Raw genomic sequence first — 26,522 nt, 5'->3', positions numbered from 1 at the left:
CGCGCCTGAATGGGCGATAAATGGTCGAGGGCTTCATAAAGCTGTTGCATCGAGACTTTTTGAATAAGGATTTCTTCAGGCGACGGCTCCATGTGAAGAATGCTATTTTCGATGCCATCGCCACAATTCAGAGAGTAGTAGGCTTTGTGATACCAAGTTCGGTGATGATAATTGTCTTCCCGTCGCTTTGCCAATAAAAATGCTTCGGCAACTTCGTTGCTGACCTCAACGAGATGTACTTGCGCAGATTGATGGTGGGCATACAGCTAACCTCCAGACAGCAAGATGGACAGAAAGCTTGAAACTGCCTGTCCATCTTGCGCATGTGATAGGGCAGAAAACCCTTCATACGGTTAGCCTGAAACCTATGTTTCGTAGATCAATACTTCAAAATCTTCTTACACTTTTTGCGAACTGCCTCAATGGAATTCCAGACGGCGTATTTGGAACAGCCGCAGATGTTTCCGATTTGGGTACAACTGAATTCTTCCAATGCGTAAAGAAAGAATCTTTGTCGCTGAATTTCCGTGCAGCTTTCCAGTGCCATCATGATCTCTCGCAGAGTTTCCTTGCGGCAGAGCCATTCTTCTGGTGTCTCGTAGTAACTCCGGCTGCATTCATGAGCGACAAGGTATTCACTAAACTCGTGTCCGTCCCAATGACGTCGCTGCTCATGAAACAGATTCTCGGTTTTGTGATTGGCCCGATCAAGGTATTCTCCAACTTCATCGGACACTTCCACGTTTACTCTTTGTCCGTAAATTTTAATATGTACCTCCATGATTTTTTGTCCTTTCTGAATAATCTGGGATTTCAGAAAGGACGTTGAAGGTGAACGGCAGTGGACTTGAATATCGGACCAAGTTAATTTAATATTCAAAAGGAATTCGTGCCATAGGACGTTTACTAAAATCGGGTACAAAAAAACACCTTTACAGGGAAGACCCTGAAAGGTGCTGGCTAAAAAAGGGCGCAATAGAGAGTTGCAAAAAAGTGTGATTCTTTTGAGACTTTACATGGGGAATGGCTCGATTACATCTAACCACCACAGAGGCTGTGATTTATCAAAAATCACAAACAACAATCTCCGAAACAATTATAATCATTGCTCACATTGACTGATGATATAGATGCCCCCGAAATTGTTTGGCATACTTTGCCGTTCAACTCCGGGGGTACTTCACTAGAAGGCGATGCTCTTAATGCCGTCTAACAATTCATAAAACAAAGAAGATTCGAATACCGAAAAGATTAATTAGCACTCCATGTATAGACAGGAGTATCTACTACTCCCGTTGTACTAGAAGAAGATGTGATAGTCCGATTACTGGAACTTTCCCACGTTACATTGCCGCTCGAATCTTTCTTTATGAATTTAAACTGGAACGTCGTATTAGCTGGCACACTGACGGGCAAGTACCACTCAGGATAATTTGGACAAAGCATAGCTTCCGTGCACTTGCTGGTGTCCCAGGAACCTAATTCGGGAATGCTACCTACCACGTAAATGTTATCCCCGTAATTTGTGGAAGCCTTCACATGAAAAATGACCTGGTTCTGGTCGCCGGAAAGAACATTGTAAACAATTCCGTTGCTTGTCATTCCGCTATTTGTAACCGTTACGGAGTTATCACCGTGCACTGCCCCAGAAGGAACTGTCGTTTCAATCATTGTAGATGTAGAAGATAGGACCGTTGCAGCAGTATTTCCAAACTTAACGGTCGGTGACGTGCCGAAATTTCTGCCGTAAATATAAACTTTTGTTCCCGCGCTGCCTTGGGTCGACATAATGTCTCCAACTTCCGGAGTTTCAGTTGCTGCAGCATTATAAGACCACACATCCACTTCGCCGCCAGATAGGCCGATTGAATCGATCTTGCCATTTGAAACGGTTGTAGAATCACCGTACAGCATGGAACCGAGGTAGTCGGAATAAGTGCCGGAGGGAAGCCCAACACTGATGCTGGGAACCGTATATGATCTGTCTGGTTGACGGTTCACCGCAACAACGACTGTGTTGTCATAGAATTTACGCTGAAACACCATTACGTTGTCGTCGCTGTAAAGCACGGATGTTTGGCCATAGGCGATTGCATCGTTGCTCTGTCTCAAATCGGAAAGTTTTTTAATGAGTTTATATGCTGTAGTGTTCTCATTAAAATTCGACTGTTTTTCCATGAAAATTCTGCCGATATTGTTGTCGTTTGTACCGGGGTTTACATATTGCTCCGTCCCGTAATAGATGTTCGGGATTCCCCTCGCGGTAAGCAGCACTGCAAGCGATGCGTTGAACGGTTTTTGATTCTGTTGCTGATACCCGAAACGCGGAACATCCTGATTGTCAATAAATGTTACAGCCTGGTTTGAGAACTGATAGTCTTTCTGCGTATACTGCATCATATTGCCAAAGTCACTCATCGTTGTTGAAAAATCGCCGAAGCAGGTGGAATTTGCGCGATAGTATTCAAAATCCAGGTTATTGACTCCTGTGCGTCTCGGGAAACTGCAGTATTCGGAATATTTATCAGAAGGACGGCCGATAAAAAATTCACCGAACTGAGTTACCGTAGATTGTTTGTTAACGGAATCCATCAGCCCTTTCACAAAGGCTGGATTCTCGTGCAGCGTAGCGTCGTAACGTAAACCATTGATTCCCAAGTTACTCCAGTACTTTACAGCACTTTCAAGATAGCTGACGACACTGGAGTTTTCTTGTGAGAAATCCGCCAGAGATCCCAAATCTTTATTTCGATACCCCCAAACCGAATTGTCGTTGCCGCGGTCGCCAAACTGATGGAACCAGCCATTTTTATCATTGTTCGGGTCTGCAAGAAGATTTTCTACTTTTCCATCGCCATTGTAGTCGTAAGGTTCCCCATTGGCGTCCAGAGCATAAGAGCCGTCCGGCTTTTTATCCGGTTCATACAGTTTTCCATCTTCATTTGCATTGTTTAAAGTGGGATTATGGGAACGGCTGGTATGATTGGTGACAAAATCGATAATCAGCTTCATCCCGTTTTGATGAAGAGCATCCCGTAAAGACTCAAACTGCTTAAAAGTACCGAAATGCTTATTGGTTGCAAAGTAATTCCTGACATGGTAGCCATGGTAGCTTGTCCACTTGTTTATGGAACCGTCCGAATTGTAATCGTCGATTTCCGTGTCACGATTTTCATAGGGTGCCGAGATCCATACTGCCGTAATGCCCATGGACTTCAGGTATGGAATCTTGTCAATGATTCCCTGCCAGTCGCCACCTTGGTACAACCTGTATTTTTGCCCCGTGCCGTCAAAAAGCGAGCTGTCAAATCCACTTGGGATATTGTTGGATGTGTCTCCGTCATAGAAACGGTCCGTAAGAATCTGGTAAATGACGTCCTTTGACGTTACCGGCGAATCGGAAGAATCAGCAGAGGTATTGCTGCTGTAGGGAGATACCGCTCCGTTGCTATAAGCGTGAGCCACCACGCCGTTGCCGGTGAACGACGTCGAAAAAACAATTGCAAGGGAAAGCACAACACTGGCAGAAATGGATTTCAACCTCTTAAAGTTTTTGCGCATAAAATTCCCTCCAAGTCTTCATTCATTAGATTTTTACATTTGAATTTTCAAACACGCCAAATCCCCAAGGCCCGATTTCCTTTCCACTCACCCCCTCTTGAAAAAGACATTTATTGTATTCGTCGCCGCCTAAAACCGAAATCACCTCTTTTCGATCGCCCGCGTTAAGCGCGACGAGAATTGACTGAGCTTCGCACACGCGCTCAAATATATAAAGGTGTTTTCCCTTTTCCGCGCAGACCGTATGGAGAGATCCTTGCCGCAAAGCGACATTTGAACGGCGCAGATTAATCAATGCCCGGTAAAATTCGAAAAAGCTCTTATTTCCCCATATCATCGGTTGACGGTACTCATCTTCCGTTAACCCCTGAATTCCTTGCTCGTCGCCGTAAAAGATCGATGGAATCCCAACAAAAGTCATCTGAAACACGACCGCAAGGCGAAACTTCATCCAGTTGCCCTCGCAAAGGGTCAAAAAGCGTGGCACGTCGTGAGTATCCAATACATTTAATTGCGCATAAAGCATCTGCTGTGGGTATCGCATTATCATTTTTGTTACACGGTCTTCAAATCCGGCTGCATCAATTTTGCCGATTGCAAAAAAATCCCGGCAGTTCTTACGTATGTCATAATTCATGGATGAATCAAACTGATCTCCGCGAAGCCACGGATAAGCGGATTCCCAAATTTCACCAATAAGCAGACAATCCGGTTTGACCGATTTTGCCGTTCTTCGAAATGTTCTCCAGAAATCAAAATTTATTTCGTTTGCAGCATCCAGTCTCCACCCGTCTATGTCAAAGTTTTCAAGCCAGTAACGACAAATTTTCATGAAATAATGAATCACCTCGGGATTCGAAGTATTTAATTTCGGCATTGTCCTTTCATAGCCAAAGCAGGAATAATTTGGGTAATCATCCATGCTGTCGGGGCGAATCACTGGAAAAGCCAAATCGTAAAACCAGTCTTTGTATTTCGACTTTTCTCCGTTCTTAACTACGTCGTCAAATGCGAAAAAATTCCAGCCGCAATGATTGAAAACGCCATCGATAATCACTCGAATATGATTCTTATGGCATTCCGTTACCAGCTTCCGAAAATCATCATCTGAGCCAAAGCAGGGGTCAATGTGGAAATAATCGAGTAAATCGTATTTGTGATATTCGCCCGCCACAAAAATCGGATTAAGATAAATGCAGTTTATCCCTAAAGTAGTCAGATAATCGAGATTATCGATAATACCGCAGATCGTGCCGCCGTTCTTACTGCTGGTGGAATTGCCACGATAAACGCGCCGCATACCTTCCTTCGCGATGTATCTGCGTCCTGTAGCAAAGCTGTCCGGAAAAATGTTGTAAACGACTGCGTCATTTACCCATTTTGGCACCTGTGCAATATCTTCTCTTCTGTTAAAAGGGAACTGATAATATTCCGAACGTTCTCCCGTCGTTTCAGAATGAAATTCATCTGAATAATATAAACATGTCGTTTTTCCATCACTGAGTTCGAAATAATAACAGATTCTGGTATAGGGGCTGCTAAGTTCAATTTCATAATAGTCAAAGAGATCATCGCTTGCCGCAATCTTCATTGGCACAGGGGTAAAAAGGACGGGAGTTTCTCTACAGGAACGGTCTCCATAATGTAAGATGCAAGATTTGATATCATTTCTGGCCGTCCGAAGACGAAAAACAACATGGGTCTCATCTAAGCCATATGCGTAGTTTGAAAGAGGAATATGAAGAATTGCTTCACGGTTCATATGTGGAAACCTCCATAATTTCATTCATTTATTCTTTGACACCGCCTGCGGTAAGACCGGAAGTCATGTAACGTTGAATACAGAAAAAGATAACAAGAACGGGAATCGAAACGAGCAGTGACGCAGCGGAAAAAACAGGCCAGTTGCGTGTATAATCTGTTGCTTGCAAAGCATACAGCCCGGCCGCAAGCGTGTATTTACCGGAACTGGTAATGAAAGTAACTGCAAATATATACTCGTTCCACACATAGATTAAAATCATAACCGCCGTGACGATGATGGAAGGGCGGGCAAGCGGCAAAACGATTTTCCATATAAGCTGGAAATCTCCGGCCCCGTCTATTTCCCCGGCTTCCTCAATTTCCTCTGGAATTGTATCAAAATAGCCTTTCATGTTCCACAGGCCAAAAATAGCCATCGTGCCAATATAAATTAGGATAAGGCCTGTGAACGAATTAATCAGACCCATCGGCTTTAAAATTCTGTAAACGGCAAACATGGACAGAATTGCAGGGAAAGCATTCAGCAGTATTAAAAGATTCAGAATCATTTTACGCCCGCGAAACCTCTTTCTCGACAGCGCATACGCACCTGGAACAGCCACTAAAATAGAAATAAGCACAGTGAAAGCGGATAGAATCAAACTGTTTTTGAACCACAGGAAAAATGGCTTTTCAAACAGCACACATCTGTAATTATCAAAAGTAACATTTTGAGGAATCAAAGTGAAATTAGAACTGAGCAGGTCGTTATGGCCGTTCAGAGAGATTCCTAGTGCATACAAAACGGGAATCAGGCAGAGTAAACAAATGAAAATGAAAAAAATGTTAAGAAAGAAAATGCCAATTCGTTTCCTGTATTTCACCGGTAACCCTCCTTCAGCTCTTTGTTCGTAAACATCGAAAACAAAATCAACAGAAGAAATATGATAACGGAAACAGCAGCGCTGTAGCCGTAGTTATTCGTAACAAAGGCTTTTTCATATGTATATGTTATGACAGTATGAATATCCGCGCCGGTTTTCGAGCCTTGCTGCTGTGTCAACAGATAAACAATGTCGAACTGCTTGAATGTCGTGAATATTGTTATTACGACAGCCGGAGCGATAACCGGGCGCACAAGCGGAATTGTGATCCTTCCGAGTTTTGTAAAGAACCCCGCTCCGTCGAGCGTTGCACTTTCATAATAAGATTTGTCGACACTCTGAAGCGCACCGTCGATAATCATAATCATGAACGGGAGCGCAAGCCAAAGATTGACCAAGGTACAGGACAAAAAAGCAGATACGTTTCCGTCCAACCATTTAACTCCACTGAATCCGAGCTTTCCGAGCCATTGATTTAACAAGCCGTATTCATTGTTAAACATTCCCATTTTCCAAAGCAGGATCGATACATAACCTGGCATTGCCCAGGGAAACATCAGAATCGTTTTGTAGAACTTATGGGCACGAAGGCCTTCTGTGTTGAGCAGAACTGCTATGATATAAGCAATGACCATCTGAAGTATTATATTGATGACGGTCCATAGGACTGTCCGAAGCAAAGCTGAAAGAAATCCGGAATCAAATACAAAAATAGCCTTCGCATAATTTTGAAGTCCGACAAATTCCGGATGAAACCAGTGGTAAATATTCATATTTGTGAGCGAAATATATCCAGTATAGAGAATAGGGAATATAACTATAAGCCCGATTACCACAAGCGACGGAGTCAGATACAGATAAGGGCGACTGCCTTTTTTCTTCATAATGCACCTCAATTCTTATGCCAAAGGGCGATGCATATGCAACATCGCCCTCAAGGAAAACAATCATTCCATATTGTGTTATTTCATATCTGCGATTTGCGAGAGAGCATTTTTCTGAGCTTTTGCCGCTTCAGTTGCTGGATCTCCGCCCTTTTTGTTCACAGCTGAAAGCATATTTTCCGTGACCGACCACATGACGTCCATTGCCGGAACGTTCGGCATCGGAACGACAGTGTCCGCGGAATTTTTCAAATTCATGACGATCTCGTTTGAAGAAACGGAAGCGTCGGAATACGCTTTGTTGTTTGCCGGTGCATCGTTTGTAATTTTCGACATTGCAACGCCGACTTCCGGTTTCATCAATGCCTTCAAAACAGATGTGATTGCTTCTTTCTTACCGCTTTCTGAGGATTTTAGAACATAAACGCCCTGAATTCCCGCATAGGGAGAAAGTTGCTTTCCTGTTGAGTTAACAGTCGGAAGCGGCGCAAAGCCAACATCAATGCCAGACTTTTTCGCATCAACAGCCAGATTCGGCAGGTTAATGGTCGAAGCTGCCTTTCCCTCCTTGAACAGTGCGGTCATGGTGTTATAGTCTCCGTCCGATGGTTGATATTTGACAAATTGCTTGTGGTATTTTAGAGAATCGACTGTACCCTGAAGATTCAGCCCGGGCTTTGCGTCCTTGTCAATAATATATCCGCCGAATGCATGAATCCAACTGACTGCGTAGTAAGCGGTACTGTGCTGCTCGACAAAGCCGTATGTACCGTTTTTGGTATTACTCTGCGCAAATTTCAGTAAATCGTCGGTCGTTTTCGGAGGGGTGCTCATTAACTTCTTGTTGTACATAAACATTTGTGTCTCAAAGTAAATCGGCAGCTGATAAAGCGTATCTTTATAGGTTCCGGCACTCAGCGTCATGGGAATAAAATCAGAGAGAGAGTCTTTCGAAATAAAGTCGGTGATCGGGGCGAGGATTCCCATTTCGGCGTATAATCCGGTTTTGTCATGCGCAAAAAAGAACATATCCGGGGCACTTTGAGGATCATTTCCAACCAGCTTTAGTGCATCTGTCATTTTATCTTTGCGCTGAACCGTAACCTTCACATCCTGCGAAAGGTCGTTAAGCTGCGCCTGCAGAGCATCGCCGATTTTCTGGTCATTTTCATACCAGATGGTGAGATTGACTGCTTCCTTTTTTGCCATACTGCTTGCGCCGCTTTCGACCGGCTTTGCAGAAGGAGCCGCTTTCTTGTCCTGCTGACAGCCTGCTAAGGCTCCAAGCATAACAAGAACGGACAGGACGGATGCCAACACTTTTTTCATAAAACCAAAACCTCCCTGCTTAATGTATGAAACCGGTGTAATTATTAAATATAAAATTTAATGCAAACATCCGAATTTCATGCCATATTATAGGCGATTAACAGTAAATAGTCAATATATTTTCTGACTTTTCTATTGATATTTTTATGAAACCGATGTAATATAAAACAAAAAAGACTGGGGTGCATAGTAACCATGCCTGTCAGTATACGTGAAGTGGCGAGGGAAGCCGGAGTTTCTGTTTCTACGGTTTCCAAGGTACTAAATCATTCGCCGCTTATCTCAGAAGCAACAACACAAAAAGTACGCAATATCATGGAACAGCTCCATTATCATCCAAATCTCCGTGCTCAAAATTTTGCCCGACAGAAAACCCATAATGTCACTTTTATCGCGAGGGCAGAAAAAAACGCCGCTTTTAATAATCCACACCTTTTTGAGATCATGTGCGGAGTGGAAAATACGCTGAGCGGAAAAGGGTATAGTTTAACTTTCATCAACCTTGCGAAGGAACAGGATGAAGGTACTGTAATTGAGTCGCTGATTGAGCAAAAAAATACAGATGGAATCGTACTCCACGTTTCCGCCGTTTCAAAAAAGGTATCAAGCGTCTTGGCCAGCAGCAATTTTCCGCACATTGTGATCGGTAGGCCTGACTTTGAAAGTGAACTGTGCTGGATCGATACAAACAACAATTTGTCCGGCTCGATTGCGGTAAAACATTTGTTCCAAGTAGGTTATCGCCATATCGCATATATCGGTGGCGGAAAGGATGACCTTATTTCGCTGCACAGACTGCAGGGAGCACAAAAAGCAGCCGAAGAGCTTGGGATATCTATTTCACCGGAAGATGTTCGGCAGGGTGCTGTGACGATTGAGAATGCGCGAGCAATCACAGAGCAGTTAATCCGAGAAGACCAGCCGGAAGCGATCATTTGTGCCAATAACACGGTTGCGTTGGGGACATTCCATTCCATTCGCGACCAGGCGCTAACGATTCCTGATAATATAGCTATTATTTCGTTTGATGATTATCCATATTCGCGGATTATGGAACCGGCGTTGACTGTTGTGAATATTGATGTTTACGATATGGGGACACAGGCCGGAATTATGCTTCTACGAAAGATGAAACAACCCTCGCTGCAAGTGCAGTCCTACACTACGCTTCCGGTGTTAATCGTTCGCAATTCAACGATAAAAAACACAGCATCCGAGCCGATGCCAACACCGATTTAAAAATGGGAAACGGGGTGTGGGACGGTTCAGAGAACAATGTGTTGGCAATTTGTTGCTTTTATTCATTAATTCCTTGAGATGGTAGAATTTTCTTTTCATATTAACAACGGTGGCATGGCACATAGTTATGGAAACAAGATTTTCTCAACAACTATATGCTGGGTAAATCGCGGACAGGGATAAACACGTCATTTGCCATATCCTCGGCCCAGAGAGCCAATTTTTGAGCTTCTTTTTTCTTTTGCTTTTTCTCCTTGACTCGTTCCTCGTATTCCCGCTGTTTGCCGTTGGCCTTGCGGCGCAAATAGTTCCGGTGCAGCCTGTCCCGTCGTTCTTCCTTTTTACGCATTGCTTCCTGTTCTTCCGGGGTCAGGTTGACTTTCCCAAAGTGGGGCGGCACATATTTACCCACAAAATTAAAGTAAATCTCGACTTCTTGCGTGGTGTCTTGACAACCTTTGCGGTCGCGCTCATGGACAACAATTTTCTCCACAAATTCATTGAGCATGGTGGTAGTCAGAGCATCAAAGTTTTCGTACTTGTCGATCAGGGCAATGAATTTTTCTGCGGACTGTTGCTTGTGCTCGTAACCGGAAACGGCCTGTTCCAGTTCTTCCATTTCAACGGAAAGCTCGTCCTGTTCATCGGCGTACCGAGCGTCAAGAGTGGCAAAGCGCGCCTCCGGCAGCTTGCCGAGAATTTTATCCTCATAAATCTGGCACAACAGCTTTTCCAACTCTTCCGAACGTTTTTTAGCCTCCGTCAGTCGTTTCTTCTTCTGTACAATGCCGCTGGACTGTTGGAAAATCTGAGCATCCTTTACCGTTTGGATAAATTCAGCCCGGTCATTTTTAGAGTAGACCGCAATAGCCCGGAGCGTATCGGCAATCAAAGTCATCACCACGTCGGCGTTGATGCGGTGCTGGGTGGGGCAGAGCGTCCCAACGGGAACCTTACTGTACCCGGAACAGGTATACTGCGGAATGCGCTTGCCGTTGTTGGTGCGGTGGACGTACATTTTGCTGCCGCAGTCGGCGCAGTACATCAGGCCGGTAAGAGGGTGAGTCTCGCCCCAACCGTCCGGGTAGCGCCGGACATTGCCCCGGATGCGCTGCACATTGTCAAAGGTTGCTTGGTCGATGATGGCCTCATGGGTGTTCTCGAAAATCGCCCACTGGCTTTCATCCACATAGTGGCTTTTCTTGTCCTTGAAATGCTTCCGGGTCTTGAAGTTGACCGTGTGGCCGAGGTATTCCCGTTTCTTGAGAATATTCACAATGGTGGATGAGCCCCAGCCGTAAATATTCTTAAACGTCTTGTTTTGGTTCACGCCCTCGCCGTGCCGCGCCAAATGAACGGCGGGGATTTCCACCTTGGCGGAGGTCAACTGCTGGGCAATCTGATACGGGCCGTGGCCGTCCATCGTCATGGCAAAAATGCGGCGCACCACAGCGGCAGCTTCTTCGTCAACGATCCAGCGTTCCCGTTTTTCATCAGCCCATAAGTACCCGTAAATGACTGTGCCGGTCAGATGCTTCCCAGTCATGCCCTTGGCCTTGAAAACGGATTTGATTTTCCGGCTGGTATCGCGCACGAAAAATTCATTCATGATATTACGGAATGGGGTAAAGTCGTCATCGTCTCTAGCGCTGTCCACGCCGTCGTTGACGGCAATCAGTCGAACATTTTTCTGCCGCAGAATCTCCATGATCTGGCCGACTTTGAGATAATCGCGCCCCAAGCGGCTCATGTCCTTCACAATGACAGCCTCTACATGCCCTGCCTCGACTTCCTTCATCATAACTGTAAATCCGGGGCGGTCAAACCGGGTACCGCTTATACCATCGTCGGTGAAGTGGGTCGGGCGGGGAAATCCGTTTCTCCGAGCATATTCCTCCAGCATTTGCTTCTGGTGGGATATGCTGTTGCTCTCGCCCTGCAACTCGTCGTCACGGGATAACCGTTCGTATAGCGGAGTAATTTTGCCGTTTCCCATGCTTGCGACCTCCTATATGTAAAATGATCTAAGCAGCTTCATTAACCATGACAAAAAACATGATAAATAAGCCTCTTAGAGCATATAACACCCGCTGCCAGCTTGTACTTCTTGTACTGCCGGACCGCAAAATGATTTGGCTTCTCCGCCTCCAGCGCGTCAAACATCAGGTCTACGGGGTTCTTGAACTCCTCGTCATCCTCCCGGACCTCCATCGCGTTGATGAACTCGATAAGGGTGGAGAAATTCTGTTCCTCCACCGGAGCCTCGTAGTGGATATACCCGATGAGGGCGCAGTACAAAAGCGTTTCCGCCTTGACCCAGAAATCGTCCCCGGCCTTGCCCTCGCCCTTGGTGTTGGCAATCAGCGTCGTGACCAGCTTCAAGATGTCCTTTTCGGAGTGGATGTAAGCAAAGGGGTTATAATGCATGGACTTCTTGAAGTTGATGGTATTGAGGACTTTAATCCGGTAAGGCTCATAGATGACCTTGCCGCGCTTATCCTTCATGGGCTTGCCGTCCTTGCCCAGTTTGGGCGTCCCGCGCTGGAGCATCTTGCCGCACTCCACCAGGATGGTGCCTTTGGGGTCTGTGACCACATAGGAGCTGTGCATCTGCATCAGGTTCGGCTTCAGCCAGAACCGGGTCTTACCGGAACCGGAGCCGCCAATTACCAGCACATTTTTGTTTCTGGTGGTCTTGGGGTCCTTGGGACGGCTGTTCATGGTCAGGCTCTCGGTTTTCGTCAGAATCACATTGTTCTGGAATACCGGGTCGATGTAGGGGGCAATGTCCTCATGGGTCCCCCATCGGGCGGACCCGTACTCCATGCCGTGGCGATACTTCTTGGCGTTCTTGCTCTTGAGATAGACCGCCAGCCGCAGGCCGCCGCCGCAGCACAGGCCCACCAGCAGGTCCAGAGGGTGCAGGCTGGGCCACCAGCTGGCCAGCGTCACCGGCAGCGTGGAGAAGAACGAGAGCATTTTTGCCGAAGCGTCCGCACCCACGGCCATCCGCCATCCTTCACCGAAGTTGGTGGCGAACAGTCCCATCAGGATATACGGCATATTCAGCAAAAGGAGCTTTTTGATGTCAAGCGGCTTTTTCATCGTTCCAGCTCCTTCCGCTTGTTCCGGTCCACGACGGCGTGTTTCACCAGCTCTTTGAACTGGCTCAGCTTTGCCAGCACGGACGGACGCTCTGTTTTCTGCGCCTTTCTGACCTTCTTGCCGGTGTACTCGGTAAAGGCAGCGGTCAGGGCATCCGCATCCCGGCCTTTGAAAAAGATCAGGTACTTGGGCGGGGAGCTGCTGCGGTCCTTCTTCACCGCATAGTCAACGCCGTATTTCCGGGCGATCTTCTCAAACTCCTTGATGGAGGGGTCGGTGATCTCGATGTTGGAAACGCCCTGATTCTGGCCGATCAGCTGCTTCACCGTCTGTTTGCCGTGGGGAATCACGGGGGTATCCCGGCTTTTCTGCTTTTGCAGCTTCTTTTCCTTGTGGTGGGCAAGGTACTTGGTGATGGCGGCTTTCAACAGCCGCCCGGTAAACTTTGTTCCGCTGACTACCAGCGTCAAAGTCCTGTTTTCCACTTCCTCCTGCATAGGTCATCGCCTCCTTTCCACGGATTTTGCAGGGGTGGCGCTTGATACTAAGGCGGGACCACCAGCCGCCGCAGCAGGTATTTCATCATGGCAGGCTCCTTTCAACGCAGCTGGTCGGAGCGGTCATAGTACAGATGCCCCTGGCGCACCTTGGCATGGCTGAGAATCTTGATGTGGCCCTTTTCCTGGTTCTCCAGGCTTTTCTGGTATCCGGCCTCCGTCAGAAACAGGCGGGTCCGTTCGCCTTTCCAGCCCACCGGCGAATCGTGGGTCAGCACATCGAAGATAATCATGTGCCGGGTGTTCTCGGCAAACCGCTGCAAATCCATGTATTCGTGGCCGTGGTAGTTCTGCGCCCCGGCCTTGAGGCGCATTTCCTCCATCAGCTGGCCCACGGTCTTACGCTCAGGCATGGCGCGCACCTCCTTTCCCGCGCCCCTGGCCCTTCACGGTCAGGATGCCGTCCAGGGTGGTGGCGGTGATCCGCAGGCGCTCGGCGGTGGCAATGTCATTCTTCACGGTCTCGTCGATACCGTGGCCGCAGACCACCAGCACATGGGACCGGCGCAGGTAGTCTCGCGCCATATCCAGCCCGTCCTTGTGTTCCTGGGGAATCTCGTCCTTGAGGAAGGTGGGCAGGAACAGCACCGGGCAGATGGGCGAATACCCGGCGTCGTACACCTGACGGCAGTAGGCCGCAGCGTTCTTAGCGTTCTCATACTGGCTGTTGCTCCAGGGAGCCGTAATGTAAGCAAGGGGTCGTTTCATGGCAAAATCCTTTCTCCCGGTGTGTCCGGGCAGCAGAAAAGCGGCTGTTTACCAGCCGCCTGCGTACATATCGTGGTTAACTTGTGCGGTGTAGTGGTTACTGATGGTGGTGGGCGCATTGAACAGCACCGCAAGCAGATACTGTTTCATGTTGCGGATTTCGGTGGTATTGTTCCGCAGGCACTCCATGACAAACTCGATGTGGGAGCTGTCCAGCTTCAAAAAACGGGAGCGGACCACCTCATGGGGGAAGTCGCTGCCAGCGATTCGGGTGGTTTTCCGCTTGGCGCAGACGGTCTCCACCATCAGCTCCACAATCTCGTCCAGGTCCTCACGGTAGGTCGAAAACTCTCTGCACAAATAGTCATACTCGATGTTCTCCAGAATCAATTCCCGATAATTTTCTATCTCTGAGACAGACATCGCATCCCTTCCTTTCCGTTCCGGCGGTCTTACCGCCGCTGGTTCCCGGAAGGGAATGGAATCGGTACTTGCTCCCTGAGTAATTGATTTTTGGGTATTTGATTTCTCTATATTTAATTCTGCGGGCTTTTCCGTATCCGGTTTATCCAGATACGGGGTTTCCGTATCTGGTGAAGCCGTATCCGGTTCAGCCGTATCCGGCCCAGGCGTTTCCGGCTGCCGGGGCTGGGGCTGCTCATATATGACATACTCGGTGTCGCTGATCCGACCCTGCCGGTCCCGCAGCTGGTGGCGCACGATGTAACCGGCAGTTTCCAGCTCCCGCAGCGCATTCCCGATGGCGTCCACGCCCTCCTTGCAGATTTTTGCAAGGCCATGGGTGGTATAGTTCCAGTCATCCGGCAGGGACAGCATCATGGAAAGTAACCCTTTTGCTTTCAGGGACAATTCATGGTTCCGCAGGTGATGATTGCTCATAACCGTATAGTCGCGGGTTCTTTCAATCCGAAAGACCGCCATTGACTTCACTCCTTTCTGTTCTCAGGGCATGAAAAAAGCCACAATCTTTCGTAAAAAAGACTGTGGCGTTCAGCTGTTCTTGGTTTTCGTGTTCTTCCGGGGCCGGTAGGGACGCTTGGGCAGCGGCGGCTGGTCGAACAACGAATCATGCCCCGAAAACGGGAGGGTCTGCAAAACCCGGTCAATGTCGGTGGATTCCATGTCATACAGAGACTGGCAGTTTTCCCCGATAGCATCCTTGATGCTCTGGACAGTACACATATTCATTCCTTTCCTTTCGCGGTAGTGGCAGGTTTACGGGTGGCGGCGGCGCTTGTCCGGCTTGAAGTCGAGAACATGGCCCTCGATCACACGGGCATACCGCTTGATTTTGATTTCCCGGCGCTTCTGGCTTACGAGGGCGGCCTGATACCCGTCCTCCGTGAGAAACAGCCGCATTTCATCGCCGGGGCTGCCGTAGGAGCAGGGACGCAGGATGGAAAACTCGATCATCCAGCGGGTGTTGTCCTGAAAACGCTCCACGGCGAGAATGTTGTGTCCTTTCAGCTCACGGGCTGAAATATCCCTCATAGGCGGCTCCTTTCATCGTTTCTGGTCTCTCTGGCGCTTTTTCTGCCACCCCTCCAGCAGCTTGATGATGGTCTCCTCCATCCTTTTAGGTGTGTAACTTTTGGGGAAGTATTTACGCAAAGTGTCACTTTTTAGGACAACTTTATCTAAATCGCCCTTCTTTTCTTCTGACATAATTGCTAATATAGCTTCTTCCGTAAGCACACCTTTCTGACTGAGCTTTTTCATTCTCTGTGCCTGAGAAAGAGAAGGATATGCCACTTCGGAATCTATGGCGGTCAGGAGCGACCTTTGCTCACCAGAGGTAAGGAAAGATATTTCATAAGCAGGACTTAACGCAATATTTCCCTCGTCCACCAAATTCAGTAGCTCGGGAATCAGTTCGGTCAGGCGGATGTACCGCATGACTTGGATACCACTTCGCTCACCCGCATCTTTGGCTACTTTGTCACGGGCGCTTAACTTCTGTCCAACTTGAACAGAAGTTAAATCTGTTCTGGCTCCCTGATGTTTAATAGCCTCCAGCTTCATCTTGTAGGCAAAGGCCCTCTCGCTGGGGAGCAGGCTTTCCCGCTGGAGATTGCTGTCCACCATGATGATGGTGGCGGCATCATCGTCCAGGTCCCGGACAATGACCGGCATGGTTTCTTTCTCGGCCAGCTCACTGGCCCGGTGCCGCCTGTGACCGGCAACCAGCTCATAGCCGCCCTCCGGGTCCGGGCGGGCAATCGCCGGAACCAGAACACCGTACTGCCGAACACTGTCGGCGGTCTCCATCATGGCCTCGTCATCCTTGACTTTGAAGGGATGGTTCTTGAAAGGATGCAGCTCAGACAGTGGGATTTCCCGTACTTTTTCCAGCTTGGCATCCTGGCGGCTTTCTTCGGTGGAAAACAAGTCATCGTATGGAGCCAGCTCTACTTTTTTCGCGCTGCTTTTCAAGTTTTATCACCTCCTGGGTCAGATTTTTGTACCCCTCCGCCACCTTGCCACTGGGGTCATGGGCAAAAATGCTCTTGCCCTCGGCGCTGATTTCCTTGGCTCGGACAGAATGGGGAATCTCGGTGCGGAACACCTTGATTTTGCTGCCGTAGGTCTCCCGCAGCAGGGCGGCGATCTCCTTGGCAAAGTTGGTACGGTTGTCCACCATCGTCAGCAATATGCCGTCGATCTGGAGCTTGGGGTTGATCTGCCGCTTCACCTTGTTTACGGTCTGGAGCAGCTGTTCCAGACCCTTGGCGGGCAGGTACTCTGCCTGAACGGGGATTATGACCCTGTTGGCAGCGGCCAGGGCATTGACCGTGAGCATACCCAGGGAGGGCTGGCAGTCAATCAGGATGTGGGAATACTGTCCCTTGAGCGTGTCCAGATACTGCCGCAGGATGGTCTCACGGCTCATGGCGTTCACCAGGGAGACCTCCATGCCGGAGAGTTGGATGTCAGCAGGCATCAAGTCAACGCCCTCCGGGTGGTGCAGGATACCCTCACCGGGACGAAGCGGCTCGTCCATCAGGATACGGCCCATCGCGTCGGACAGGGTAAAGGGCAGTTTGTCCGGCTGGGGGTGGCCCAGGCTGATGGTCAGGCTGCCCTGCGGGTCCCCGTCGATCAGCAGCACTTTCTTCCCGGCCTGCGCCAGCCCGATCCCCAGGTTCGCGCAGGTGGTTGTCTTGCCAACGCCACCTTTCTGGTTGGCGATGGCGATGATTTGCGTGTTCAATGACTTCACCTCATTTCTGAATTGTTCTATGGCTTCTGGAAATAGAAAAAGCCGCCACTTCAAAAATTGAAAGTGACGGCCTTTTCTTATCCCGGAATGAAATTCCCCGGAAACGCAAAAAGCGCCCAGTAGAAAAATACTGAGCGCTTGGCGATTAGATTTATTCTGTTGTATTCAAATTAGGTCAAATTATCTCAAACTAATCAGATGAAAATGGTCGATGAAGGAGAAGAAAAAGTCACCTCTCCAAAGGGCAAAAAACGGCCTTCGGTTATCCTATTTGGTAACCACTTGGCCCTCTTTTTAGCCTGTTTTTTGCCGGTTATCCACTTGGTAACCACTAAAAATTGTGTTAAAATGGGTCTCGTTACATCAAACTTCATCAAACTATATCAGCCATTCAGGGCATAGGAAAAGCCCGGAAAACCTTGATTTTCCGGGCTTTTTGAACCATTTTGATGCAGTTTGAACAGCTGATTATCTCTTGCTGAACTGCGGAGCGCGACGGGCTGCTTTCAAGCCGTACTTCTTGCGTTCCTTCATTCTCGGGTCACGGGTCAGGAAACCAGCCTTCTTCAGGGGCTGACGCAGGTTTTCACTGTCGTACTGGAGCAGGGCTCTTGCAATGCCGTGACGGATTGCACCGGCCTGGCCGGTTACACCGCCGCCAGCAACGCGGCAGACAATGTCAAACTTATCGTTGGTGTTGGTCAGCATGAGCGGCTGACGGACAATCAGCTTGAGCGTTTCAAGGCCGAAATAATCGTCGATGTCGCGATCATTGATAGTGACCTTACCGGTACCCTGGTAAACTCTTACACGGGCAACAGAGCTTTTTCTTCTGCCGGTTCCATAAAAATAAGGTGCTTTCTCGTACATAAGTCTAGTCCTCCTCCCTTATATTTCCCAAGGCTGTGGCTGCTGAGCCGCATGCTTGTGTTCCGCGCCTTCAAACAGACGGAGTCTGGAAAGTGCTGCGCGGCCGATGGTGTTGGACGGAATCATGCCTTTTACAGCAAGTTCCATGGCTTTGCACGGATCTTCATTCATCATGGTGTCATAGCGGGTCGCCTTCAGGTGACCGATATAACCGGTGTGATGATAATAGTATTTCTTTTCGGCTTTCTTGCCAGTAAGTACCGCTTCTTTGCAGTTGATGATCACAACGTGATCGCCGCAGTCAACGTGCGGTGCAAAGGTTGTTTTGTGTTTTCCGCGAAGCAAAACAGCTGCCTGCGCAGCGACGCGGCCCAGCGGTTTTCCGGCAGCGTCGATTACATACCACTTGCGGTCAATCTGACCAGCCTTGGGCATATAGGTGGACATGTTTTTCCCTCCTGAATCATTCGGTAATTCATTTTTACCATTATATTACAACGCCCCGCCCTTTTGGCAGGGCTGCCTTTCAAAAAGGGCGCCGAAAACCGGCACAAAGCAATTGCATTTATGATATTACCACACGGAGCAGGGCCTGTCAATACAAAAATTGCAATTTTTTAATTTACTTTTCTATTGCTCCCGTTTTCTTCTGTTTTTGGCCCCATACGCCCCCTAACTTCGCCGTCATTTCATTTTTCCTGCTTTGTGGTCGTTGCATGTTTGATACTGAACGAATGCCAATTTTGCAGTTTTGCAATTTGAATCCGTCATTTTTTACCATTGCCATTTATTTGAAGATTCCTCTGCGGAAGGGTTTTCCACGATAAACTTTCCATATTTTCAACTTTACCAACTGTATTTTCAACAACCTGTATACTGAACGTATGGAAAACTCCACCATTTTATCGCTAATTTAGAATTATAAGTTGGATTTCTTTGTACTTTTGGTATTATCATTAACCTTTTCAACATTTTTAACAGAGTATTCCACCGTTCTGTGTGGACAAATTTTAATTCCACTAATTTCCATTAAATTTTGAAAAATGAATTTCTACTGGTTTTTTCTGCAAATTTGGATTGATCAACCCATTTTTGCTAAGCGTCTGGTACAGTCTGGGGGCAACCAATGCAGCCGCGGCAACTTTTACTGCGTCCCCAATCAGGAATGGAAACACACAAATTGCTAGTGCCTGCCGCACCTCCATTTTGGTAAGAACAAGGAACCATGCGGTTCCAAACGTATAGCAAAGCAGCATCCCCGCCACCATAAACACGGCAAGCCTTGAGCAGCTTTTGCCAAACTGCCTTGCCAGCAGACCAACCAGCCACGCTGTGGCAATATATCCGATAATATACCCGCCCGTTGGTCCGGCAAGAACCGCCGCACCGCCTTTCATTCCCGCGAAAACCGGCAGGCCAACCACCCCGAGCAGCGTAAATATCGCTTGGCTGACAGCGCCGTATCTGGCTCCCAGAACGCTCCCTGCCAGAAGCACGGAAAAGGTGGCCAAATTCAGTGGAACCGGTCCAATCGGGATGGACACTTGTGACAGCACCCCAGTCAGTGCGGCAAAAAGAGCACATTGTACCAAAGCAACTGTTTTCTGTTTCATGTCTATTCTGTCCTTCTTTCTGTTTTTGTTCTGTTTCCACCAATTGAAATCCGAGCAACAAATGTGTTTCAAAAATCTATGGCTCGCAATAGGATGTTTCTATTATAGAAAGCGTTGGAATTATTGTCAACTTATTTAATTTAAGTAGTTGACAATTAATACGTTAATTTATACTTTTCGTCTAACAAAGTATAAATGTTACTTATGGTATTGGATAAAAAACACTGTCTGTTTAATTACATTGGTTCTTCGGACAAACCATGATGCTGTTTCGTATAAGTTTAAATTAAAAATACAATCAGTAAAAAGAGGATTTCCCCTGCTCTTTCATGCGGAAAAATCCTCTTCTCTTTCATTTAGGAACGGGACAAGGCAAGGTGAAGGCTGTTTCTCCCCCGTCACTTTGCAGGACTGTGAAGTACTCCCTGACGAATTGAACGGGATTACAGCGTTCTGCCGACTGCTTCCGCAACCTTTCTGGCTTTTTGGAAAAGCGTGGCGTAGGTTTCCGGCGTCAGCTGCTGTGCAGCGTCGCTCATCGCTTCCTGCGGATTGGGGTGAACCTCCACAATCAGGCCATCCGCCCCTGCCGCGATGGCCGACAATGCAAGCGGCGTAACATACCGCATTTTCCCCGCCGCGTGGGATGGGTCCACAATAATCGGCAGGCTGCTGCGCTCTTTCACTACCGGTACGGCGGAAACATCCAGCGTGTTGCGGGTCGCCGTTTCAAATGTGCGGATTCCGCGTTCACAAAGCACAACGTTGTAATTTCCCTCGCTCATTATATACTCCGCCGCATCAAGCCATTCTTCAATGGTGGAGGAAATCCCGCGCTTCAGCAGAACCGGAACCCTAGAGCGCCCCACTTCCCGGAGCAAACGGAAATTCTGCATATTTCGCGCGCCGATTTGGAACATGTCGCAGTATTTCGCGGCCGTGTCAATCTGGTCATGTGCCACAATTTCGCTGACCACTTTCAGCCCGAATTCATCTGCCGCCGCGCGCATCAACTTCAACCCTTCCTCCTCCATTCCCTGAAAAGAATATGGGGAGGTTCTGGGTTTGTACGCGCCGCCGCGCAGAAAAGCCGCACCGGCTGCTTTTACCCCCGCCGCCGCCTGGCGAATCTGCTCTTCACTTTCCACCGCACAGGGGCCGCCGATCATGACCAGCTTTTTCCCGCCGATGACTTCATTGCCCACGTGCACCAGCCGCCCGTCCGGGCACATTTCGCGGCTGGCCAGTTTATAGGAGTGCATAATGGGAACGCATTTTTCCACGCAGTCCAGAAGTTCAAAATCAAAACCGCCCAGCTTCGCCTTATCCCCCAGCACGCCGATAATCGTTGCCTGTGACCCTTCGGAAAGGTTTGCTCCCAGTCCATGACTTTTTAAAATTCCGATTACCTTTTCCACATCTTGTTTTGTGGAGCCGTTTTTCATGACAATAATCATGCCCTTGTCCCTCTTCCATAATATATCCGGCTTATATTAGTAGGATACTTTAATTGCTTTATGCTTTAAAGTGTTAAATATATTATAAACGAAAACGCCAAAAAAGCAAGTATTAAATGTAAGGGAACCTTGCCGATGCGGCCTTTAAAGGAATTTGTTCTATACTCAAGGAAGTTTCACCGCACCGCCGAGCCCGGTCTGCGGCTCACACACCTAACCGATACGGGGAATGGGGTATTCGGATGGTCATTACGGAAAAGGGGGAAATCTATGAAAAAATCAATTATTATCATCGGCGCTGGTCTGGGCGGACTGGCAGCGGGTATCTACGGGCAGATGAACGGGTTCGACACCCACATCTACGAAATGCACAGCCGTGCGGGCGGCCAGTGTGCTTGTTGGAAGCGGGGCGGCTACACCTTTGATGTATGTATTCACCACCTGATGGGCTGCTCCCCCAAGTCCAAGCTGAACCAAATCTGGTCGGAGCTGGGCGCAATGCCTACCGATATGGTTTACACAAAGGAATGCGTCAGCGTAGCTTCCCCGGACGGCAAAATGATGATTGATTATTACGACCCCAAAGCATTGGAAGAACATCTGCTCTCGCTTTCTCCCCAAGATAAAGGCGTAATCCATGAATACGTCAAGGCAATCCGGAACTTTTCCGCAAGCGATGCGATGGGTGAGCGGCTTTTGGATGGATTTCCGGGCATGCTGAAAAACCTTCCGTTGTTTATCAAAAACCGGAAGTGGTTGACTACTCCCATGAAGAATGTGGCCGAGCGTTTTTCTGACCCGTTCCTGCAAAGGGCGTTCCCTCTGTTGGTATATTCCTTACCAGATTCCCCTGCGGTGGCGCATATTATGCGCCACGCGTCCGGTTGTCAGGGAGATCTCGCATGGCCGGTGGGCGGATGTTTGTCGTTCATTGATGGAATCGTAAAAAAGTATAAAGAGTTAGGCGGTAAAATTGATTTTAACAGCAGGGTGGAAAAAATATTAGTAAAAGACGGCGCAGCTTCCGGAATACGGTTAACGGACGGCACGGAGCATTCCGCCGATTACATTATTTCCAACGCAGACGGCAGAAAAACACTGCTGGAAATGCTGGACGGCCGGTTTATGGATGAACGTCTGCGCGAATACTACGCCGAACCGGAAGATGAAACCAACTGGGCGGTTCATGTGTTCCTTGGCGTAAATCGCGACCTTTCTGCCGAGCCCTCCAGCATGATACAGCTTTTGAAACAGCCTGTAACCATTGCCGGGCACACGCTGGATTCCCTTGAAATGCAGATCTATGGGTATGACAAATCGATGGCACCGCAGGGTAAGGGCGTAATTAAGGTTGAACTGGTGTCCTCCTATTCCTACTGGAAAAAGTTCAGCAGGCCGGAATATGAAGCGGAAAAGGAAAAGGTCGCGCAGCAAGTTCTTGAAATCCTTGAGATGCATTTCCCCGGCATCACCAATCAAGTGGAGGTCATTGACATTCCCACGCTGCTTACTTGGGAACGCTTTATGGGCGGCACGCACGGCTTCTGCAACGCGCCCAAAAAATCTTTCAGCGTCAAGGATATGATCACGGGCAACAAAATCACCGTTCCCGGGCTTGATCGTTTTTACTTCGCGGGCATATGGGCAACTTCGGCGGCCGCTACTTTTATCAATGCGCTCTCCGGTAAAAAGGCGGTTCAGCAAATCTGCCGGAAAGAAAAAGTCCAATTTCACATTATATAAATCAAATATAAAAAGGGAACGGCTGCGGCCGTTCCCTTTTTCATCGAACAAAAATAAATCAATAAGTATAAAAAAACAGCCACCCTATTGGGTGACTGCTTTCGGTGTTGGCACCTTCCTATTGTCCCGGGCCGTCGCCAGCCAAGTATCTTCGGCATCGATGAGCTTAACTTCCGTGTTCGGAATGGGAACGGGTGGACCCTCATCATCATCAGCACCAACTGTATTTCGTCGTTCTCTTGACGACTTGATTATAATACCACAGCGCGCGACAAAATGCAAGTGTTTTTTTATATTTTTTATTTTTTTGATCACGCGGGAGAAAAGCGCCGGAAAAGCCCGCTTTTTCTACCAAAGGCTTGTTCCGGCAAGAGCAGCAGAGAGACGTACTCCACCGAATTCCACTCCGAAAATTCTTCTCCCAACGCAATCCGATTACTTATTTATAGATTATACTCCACCGTACTTAGCATGTTGCGGCACGCGGCGAAGATTCCCAGTGATACGCCGATATTCCAAATAACATCCGGCAGTCCCACAATCAGGCCGGGAAGTGACGAAAAGTTAAAGTACAGTACCGCGCTGATTACGACACCGGGCGCCAAAAGGACCATAAGCAGCAGTATATAAAACAGCATAATGAGCCCTTTGTTCGCCATCTGTCCGAATAGCCTCTCGAACAGTACGTTGGATGAAACATAGATAAATCCAACCGAGGTATACAAAAGCATACAAATGACCGCCGTGGCAGGGTTCGCCTTCAAAAATACCGCGAGCACGGTAAAAATGACAACGCTGTCCATGGCGGGCTTCAATACCGTGGAGATACTGGCCCAAACCAGCTTTTGAAACGGTTTTTCCGGCACTAGATAAATGTAGGGCTTCATCAGCTCCATGGACCAGTCGCCTGCCATATTAAAGAAAAATAGAATATAGCAGCACAGCGCAAGGCAAATGCCCATAATCATTCCGGAAGGCATCCGGTCAGAATTATCCCCCGTAACATGCTGCAGGAACACTCCCATTACAACCGCAATTACCGTCAGCACAACCGTCGAAGCGCTGAAAAACAGCAGCCTGCTTTTTCGCCTATGCTGCAGCAGATGTTTATAGAAGAAGGTATTGGCGCCCCATCCGTGGCCGATCCCGGTTTGACCAACCCGCACTTTGGCTGCCGGCAGATTGTTTTTTTGAAGGCTGCGGCCTTCTTTCACCGCTTTCTGCACCTCATAGGTTGATTCCGTCGACTGGAGAACGTCCTCATAATAATCCGGATTGCTGCGCAGGAAAAGCAGCAGGCTTCCGCCCAGGGCAATCACATTGAGCACCGTGTACAGAATAATCTCCGTAGAACCCCCCTCAAGGATTGCAAAAACCAGTCCCTTCACCCACCCAAAAACCGGAAGAAACGTCAGAATCGGGGAAGCGACCGCCGCCAGAAGATCTTCCAGGGGCGACCCGCCGGTCAAAGCCTTTTCAATGACAAAGAGAGCGGCAAGCCCTACCAAAACATAAAGGCACGCCTGCACTTTTTTTACACGGCTGGGGTTTCCACTGACAAAGCCGTAAATCAGCAGCGTAATCAGCTGGGTGGTAAACAGAAGCAGCGCAATTCCGAACACAAGCGCCACCATTTGCCATGGTACGATTCCGAATGCTTCTGAGGCCATTCCACTGTAAAACAGCAGGAAAAACACCACCAGAAGGCTTGAGCCCATCTGCTTGACTAATCCATAAGCGAGGATCTTCCGCGGTGAAATCGGGGAAACAAACAGATAATTCACATCGGACATTCGAAAGAAGGTTGCACCGCTTTTCAGACCGGTAAAAATTACGGGCAATCCAATCAGGAACATAATTCCCAGATAAATCCCGTGCAGAATACGGAAGTCTAGATGGTCCACCTGAGGTTGGCTCTTCGCCTGTGTAAAAAATGTATACAACAACAATGCAATTAGGAAGAGATACAAAATCAGCTTACCCGGATGGCGAATCATATCCAACAGGGAATTCTTTATCTCCTTGCGGATTAAATAGAGCATTGCATTCATTTTGCCACCCCATTTTCCGTTCCCTCGGTAATGGAGAAGAAAAGCTGCTCCAGGTCTTCCCCGCTCTGTTCAATTTCCGCACGGGTGCGGATGGCTGCAATTTTCCCGTTCATCATAATCAGTGCTTTGTCCCAGAACTCGGAAACGCTGTCCAGCATATGGGTGCTGACTAAAACGGAACAGCCGCGTGCTTTCAGTTCCATAATAATAGTTTTTAGTTCTTTAATGGCGTGGGGGTCCAGGCCGACCAGTGGTTCATCCAAAAGCACCACCTTGGGCTCCGGCAGCAGCGCACAGCAAATGCTCAGCTTTTGCTGCATTCCTTTTGAAAGCTCCTTGCCCAGCTTTTGGCGTTTGTCATCTAGTTCCATGCGTTCCAGCAAAGCATCCGCTTTTTCCTTCCAATTTTCCACCCGGTAAGCCCGCCCGATAAACTCCAAATGTTCCTCCACGGTGAGCGTTTCGATTGGAGCGGGCAGCTCCGGAATATAGCCAAAGCAGCGTTTTGCCTCTACGCTTTTATTTGGGTAACCACATACTGTAATAATTCCGTTAAAACGCAAGAGCCCGGCAATGCACTTAATCGCCGTAGACTTTCCGGCACCGTTCGGGCCGATTAAAACCGCAATTTCACCCGGTTCAACCCGGAAATTCAGGTTGTCATTCGCCAACGTTTTTTGGTACTTTTTTGTTAAGTTGATAACTTCAAGCATTCTGTTCCCCCAAATCAGTTAGATTGTTTGGTCCAAAATTTAATGAATGGCGACCATGGGATTCTGTAAAAGTGCCGTCAGAAAAGCAATGACCGAAACAATGATTCCAACAATTCCAACCAGCAGCAGAATCAACCCGATAATCAGTTGTATTTTTGCCTGATGCGCCTGCTGCGGTGCCAGAGGATTGACCGACTGCTGAAAATAAGGATTACTTGCCCCGCATCTTGGGCAGGTAAGGTCCTGAATCAAATGGGAACACCCGCATTGCGGGCAAATCACATAATTCTGAACATTATTCCGGACGCAAAGATATATAATTCCCGGAATCAATCCCAAAAATCCAACCAGCAGCGCCCACATCAGTGCATCCCGGTTCGATTTGGAACGTGCATCATTATAAACCGCAAGGGCGATCAGCACATGCCCTGCAAGCAGAAGCAAGGATAAAATACAAATTATTGCTGCAAACCAGAGGCCCTCAGAGATCAACATTGATATCGGTCCATCCGCTGAACCAATGATTTCATATGTAAGAAACTGTTCTATCATAAAAAGCCCTCACTCCTGTATTAAAATATTAATACAAAAATATAGCAGATCCGCTTTTTTGTCAACTTTAATTTTCTTTATAAAGAAAAGTGAGAGGCTCCGACACGGAAAAAACGGCGTATTTTTTGTGATCCGGTCTTTTCCCGACACAGAAATCTGAGGGTATGGCTGCTATTTCTGCTCCGTACTCTTAGCTGATAAATTTCTAGATAAAACAAAAAAACTGTCCAAATGGACAGTTTTAAATTTATATCAAGGAATACATTGTGTAC

General features: G+C 48.1%; 25 protein-coding genes, 1 rRNA gene and 1 pseudogene. 2 read left to right on the top strand and 25 right to left on the bottom strand.

Annotated features, from left to right (window positions below; all coding sequences use genetic code 11):
- Window positions 1–379: 379 nt before the first annotated feature.
- From ACSVDI_RS01155 to ACSVDI_RS01130, 6 genes are all read right to left on the bottom strand, one after another.
- Window positions 380–781, bottom strand: coding sequence for an RNA polymerase sigma factor (locus ACSVDI_RS01155; RefSeq protein WP_457944114.1), 402 nt, complete (start codon window positions 779–781; stop codon window positions 380–382).
- Window positions 782–1,251: 470 nt separating this feature from the next.
- Window positions 1,252–3,561, bottom strand: a complete 2,310-nt coding sequence (locus ACSVDI_RS01150) for an alpha-amylase family glycosyl hydrolase (protein WP_457944112.1) — start codon at window positions 3,559–3,561, stop codon at window positions 1,252–1,254.
- A gap of 25 nt (window positions 3,562–3,586) precedes the next feature.
- Window positions 3,587–5,323: a glycoside hydrolase family 13 protein gene (locus ACSVDI_RS01145; protein WP_457944111.1), complete on the bottom strand. Its 1,737-nt coding sequence runs from the start codon at window positions 5,321–5,323 to the stop codon at window positions 3,587–3,589.
- A gap of 28 nt (window positions 5,324–5,351) precedes the next feature.
- Window positions 5,352–6,188 (bottom strand): sugar ABC transporter permease, encoded by an 837-nt coding sequence (locus tag ACSVDI_RS01140; protein WP_457944109.1) that lies wholly within the window; start codon window positions 6,186–6,188, stop codon window positions 5,352–5,354.
- On the bottom strand, window positions 6,185–7,072 hold the full coding sequence (locus ACSVDI_RS01135) for a carbohydrate ABC transporter permease (protein ID WP_457944108.1): 888 nt from the start codon (window positions 7,070–7,072) through the stop codon (window positions 6,185–6,187). The genes ACSVDI_RS01140 and ACSVDI_RS01135 overlap by 4 nt, the downstream gene beginning before the upstream one ends.
- A gap of 78 nt (window positions 7,073–7,150) precedes the next feature.
- A complete protein-coding gene (locus ACSVDI_RS01130; protein WP_457944106.1) occupies window positions 7,151–8,401 on the bottom strand; it encodes an extracellular solute-binding protein in 1,251 nt (416 codons plus the stop codon).
- Window positions 8,402–8,617: 216 nt separating this feature from the next.
- Here ACSVDI_RS01130 and ACSVDI_RS01125 point away from each other — a divergent pair, with 216 nt between their 5' ends.
- Window positions 8,618–9,640, top strand: coding sequence for a LacI family DNA-binding transcriptional regulator (locus ACSVDI_RS01125; protein WP_457944104.1), 1,023 nt, complete (start codon window positions 8,618–8,620; stop codon window positions 9,638–9,640).
- A 151-nt stretch (window positions 9,641–9,791) separates the two neighbouring features.
- Here ACSVDI_RS01125 and ACSVDI_RS01120 read toward each other — a convergent pair whose 3' ends face one another.
- From ACSVDI_RS01120 to aroF, 15 genes and pseudogenes are all read right to left on the bottom strand, one after another.
- A complete protein-coding gene (locus ACSVDI_RS01120; protein ID WP_457944102.1) occupies window positions 9,792–11,636 on the bottom strand; it encodes a DUF4368 domain-containing protein in 1,845 nt (614 codons plus the stop codon).
- A 65-nt stretch (window positions 11,637–11,701) separates the two neighbouring features.
- Window positions 11,702–12,745 (bottom strand): annotated as a pseudogene (locus ACSVDI_RS01115) (type IV secretory system conjugative DNA transfer family protein); the annotation flags it as partial.
- A complete protein-coding gene (locus ACSVDI_RS01110) occupies window positions 12,742–13,242 on the bottom strand; it encodes a PcfB family protein (protein ID WP_457944100.1) in 501 nt (166 codons plus the stop codon). The gene ACSVDI_RS01110 and the pseudogene ACSVDI_RS01115, both read right to left, overlap by 4 nt.
- A 101-nt stretch (window positions 13,243–13,343) precedes the next feature.
- The gene (locus ACSVDI_RS01105; protein ID WP_341004712.1) at window positions 13,344–13,655 is read right to left on the bottom strand and encodes a DUF5720 family protein; all 312 of its coding nucleotides are present in this window, start codon (window positions 13,653–13,655) and stop codon (window positions 13,344–13,346) included.
- Window positions 13,648–14,010: a DUF7768 domain-containing protein gene (locus ACSVDI_RS01100; protein ID WP_457944098.1), complete on the bottom strand. Its 363-nt coding sequence runs from the start codon at window positions 14,008–14,010 to the stop codon at window positions 13,648–13,650. Before ACSVDI_RS01100 ends, ACSVDI_RS01105 begins: the two co-directional genes overlap by 8 nt.
- Window positions 14,011–14,058: 48 nt before the next feature.
- On the bottom strand, window positions 14,059–14,952 hold the full coding sequence (locus ACSVDI_RS01095) for a DUF6017 domain-containing protein (RefSeq protein WP_457944097.1): 894 nt from the start codon (window positions 14,950–14,952) through the stop codon (window positions 14,059–14,061).
- Window positions 14,953–15,021: 69 nt separating this feature from the next.
- Window positions 15,022–15,213, bottom strand: a complete 192-nt coding sequence (locus tag ACSVDI_RS01090; protein ID WP_457944095.1) for a hypothetical protein — start codon at window positions 15,211–15,213, stop codon at window positions 15,022–15,024.
- Between the two features lie 33 nt (window positions 15,214–15,246).
- The gene (locus ACSVDI_RS01085; protein WP_087307675.1) at window positions 15,247–15,522 is read right to left on the bottom strand and encodes a DUF5720 family protein; all 276 of its coding nucleotides are present in this window, start codon (window positions 15,520–15,522) and stop codon (window positions 15,247–15,249) included.
- A 12-nt stretch (window positions 15,523–15,534) separates the two neighbouring features.
- A complete protein-coding gene (locus tag ACSVDI_RS01080) occupies window positions 15,535–16,464 on the bottom strand; it encodes a ParB/RepB/Spo0J family partition protein (RefSeq protein WP_457944093.1) in 930 nt (309 codons plus the stop codon).
- Window positions 16,421–17,242, bottom strand: a complete 822-nt coding sequence (locus tag ACSVDI_RS01075) for a ParA family protein (RefSeq protein WP_457944091.1) — start codon at window positions 17,240–17,242, stop codon at window positions 16,421–16,423. Before ACSVDI_RS01075 ends, ACSVDI_RS01080 begins: the two co-directional genes overlap by 44 nt.
- A 477-nt stretch (window positions 17,243–17,719) precedes the next feature.
- Window positions 17,720–18,121, bottom strand: a complete 402-nt coding sequence (gene rpsI / locus ACSVDI_RS01070) for a 30S ribosomal protein S9 (RefSeq protein ID WP_457944090.1) — start codon at window positions 18,119–18,121, stop codon at window positions 17,720–17,722.
- A gap of 18 nt (window positions 18,122–18,139) precedes the next feature.
- A complete protein-coding gene (gene rplM / locus ACSVDI_RS01065; protein ID WP_457944089.1) occupies window positions 18,140–18,568 on the bottom strand; it encodes a 50S ribosomal protein L13 in 429 nt (142 codons plus the stop codon).
- A gap of 175 nt (window positions 18,569–18,743) precedes the next feature.
- Window positions 18,744–18,908, bottom strand: coding sequence for a hypothetical protein (locus tag ACSVDI_RS01060; RefSeq protein WP_457944087.1), 165 nt, complete (start codon window positions 18,906–18,908; stop codon window positions 18,744–18,746).
- 232 nt (window positions 18,909–19,140) lie between these two features.
- Entirely contained in the window at window positions 19,141–19,734 is a 594-nt protein-coding gene (locus tag ACSVDI_RS01055; protein WP_457944086.1) for a biotin transporter BioY, read from the bottom strand.
- Window positions 19,735–20,177: 443 nt separating this feature from the next.
- A complete protein-coding gene (aroF, locus tag ACSVDI_RS01050) occupies window positions 20,178–21,191 on the bottom strand; it encodes a 3-deoxy-7-phosphoheptulonate synthase (protein ID WP_457944085.1) in 1,014 nt (337 codons plus the stop codon).
- Between the two features lie 270 nt (window positions 21,192–21,461).
- Here aroF and ACSVDI_RS01045 point away from each other — a divergent pair, with 270 nt between their 5' ends.
- Window positions 21,462–22,934 (top strand): phytoene desaturase family protein, encoded by a 1,473-nt coding sequence (locus tag ACSVDI_RS01045; protein WP_457944084.1) that lies wholly within the window; start codon window positions 21,462–21,464, stop codon window positions 22,932–22,934.
- 105 nt (window positions 22,935–23,039) lie between these two features.
- Here the strand turns inward: ACSVDI_RS01045 and rrf are convergent.
- The 4 genes from rrf to ACSVDI_RS01025 form a co-directional block, all read right to left on the bottom strand.
- Window positions 23,040–23,156 (bottom strand): 5S ribosomal RNA (gene rrf, locus ACSVDI_RS01040).
- Window positions 23,157–23,377: 221 nt separating this feature from the next.
- Entirely contained in the window at window positions 23,378–24,985 is a 1,608-nt protein-coding gene (locus ACSVDI_RS01035) for a putative ABC exporter domain-containing protein (protein WP_457944082.1), read from the bottom strand.
- The gene (locus tag ACSVDI_RS01030) at window positions 24,982–25,698 is read right to left on the bottom strand and encodes an ABC transporter ATP-binding protein (protein WP_457944080.1); all 717 of its coding nucleotides are present in this window, start codon (window positions 25,696–25,698) and stop codon (window positions 24,982–24,984) included. Before ACSVDI_RS01030 ends, ACSVDI_RS01035 begins: the two co-directional genes overlap by 4 nt.
- A 39-nt stretch (window positions 25,699–25,737) precedes the next feature.
- Complete coding sequence (locus ACSVDI_RS01025) at window positions 25,738–26,250, bottom strand: zinc ribbon domain-containing protein (RefSeq protein WP_457944079.1); 513 nt, start codon at window positions 26,248–26,250, stop codon at window positions 25,738–25,740.
- Window positions 26,251–26,522: the final 272 nt, after the last annotated feature.

This window comes from Caproiciproducens sp. LBM24188, assembly GCF_054130445.1.
Note: the sequence above shows the minus strand (reverse complement) of the source record. Positions and strands in the feature narration are given on the sequence as shown.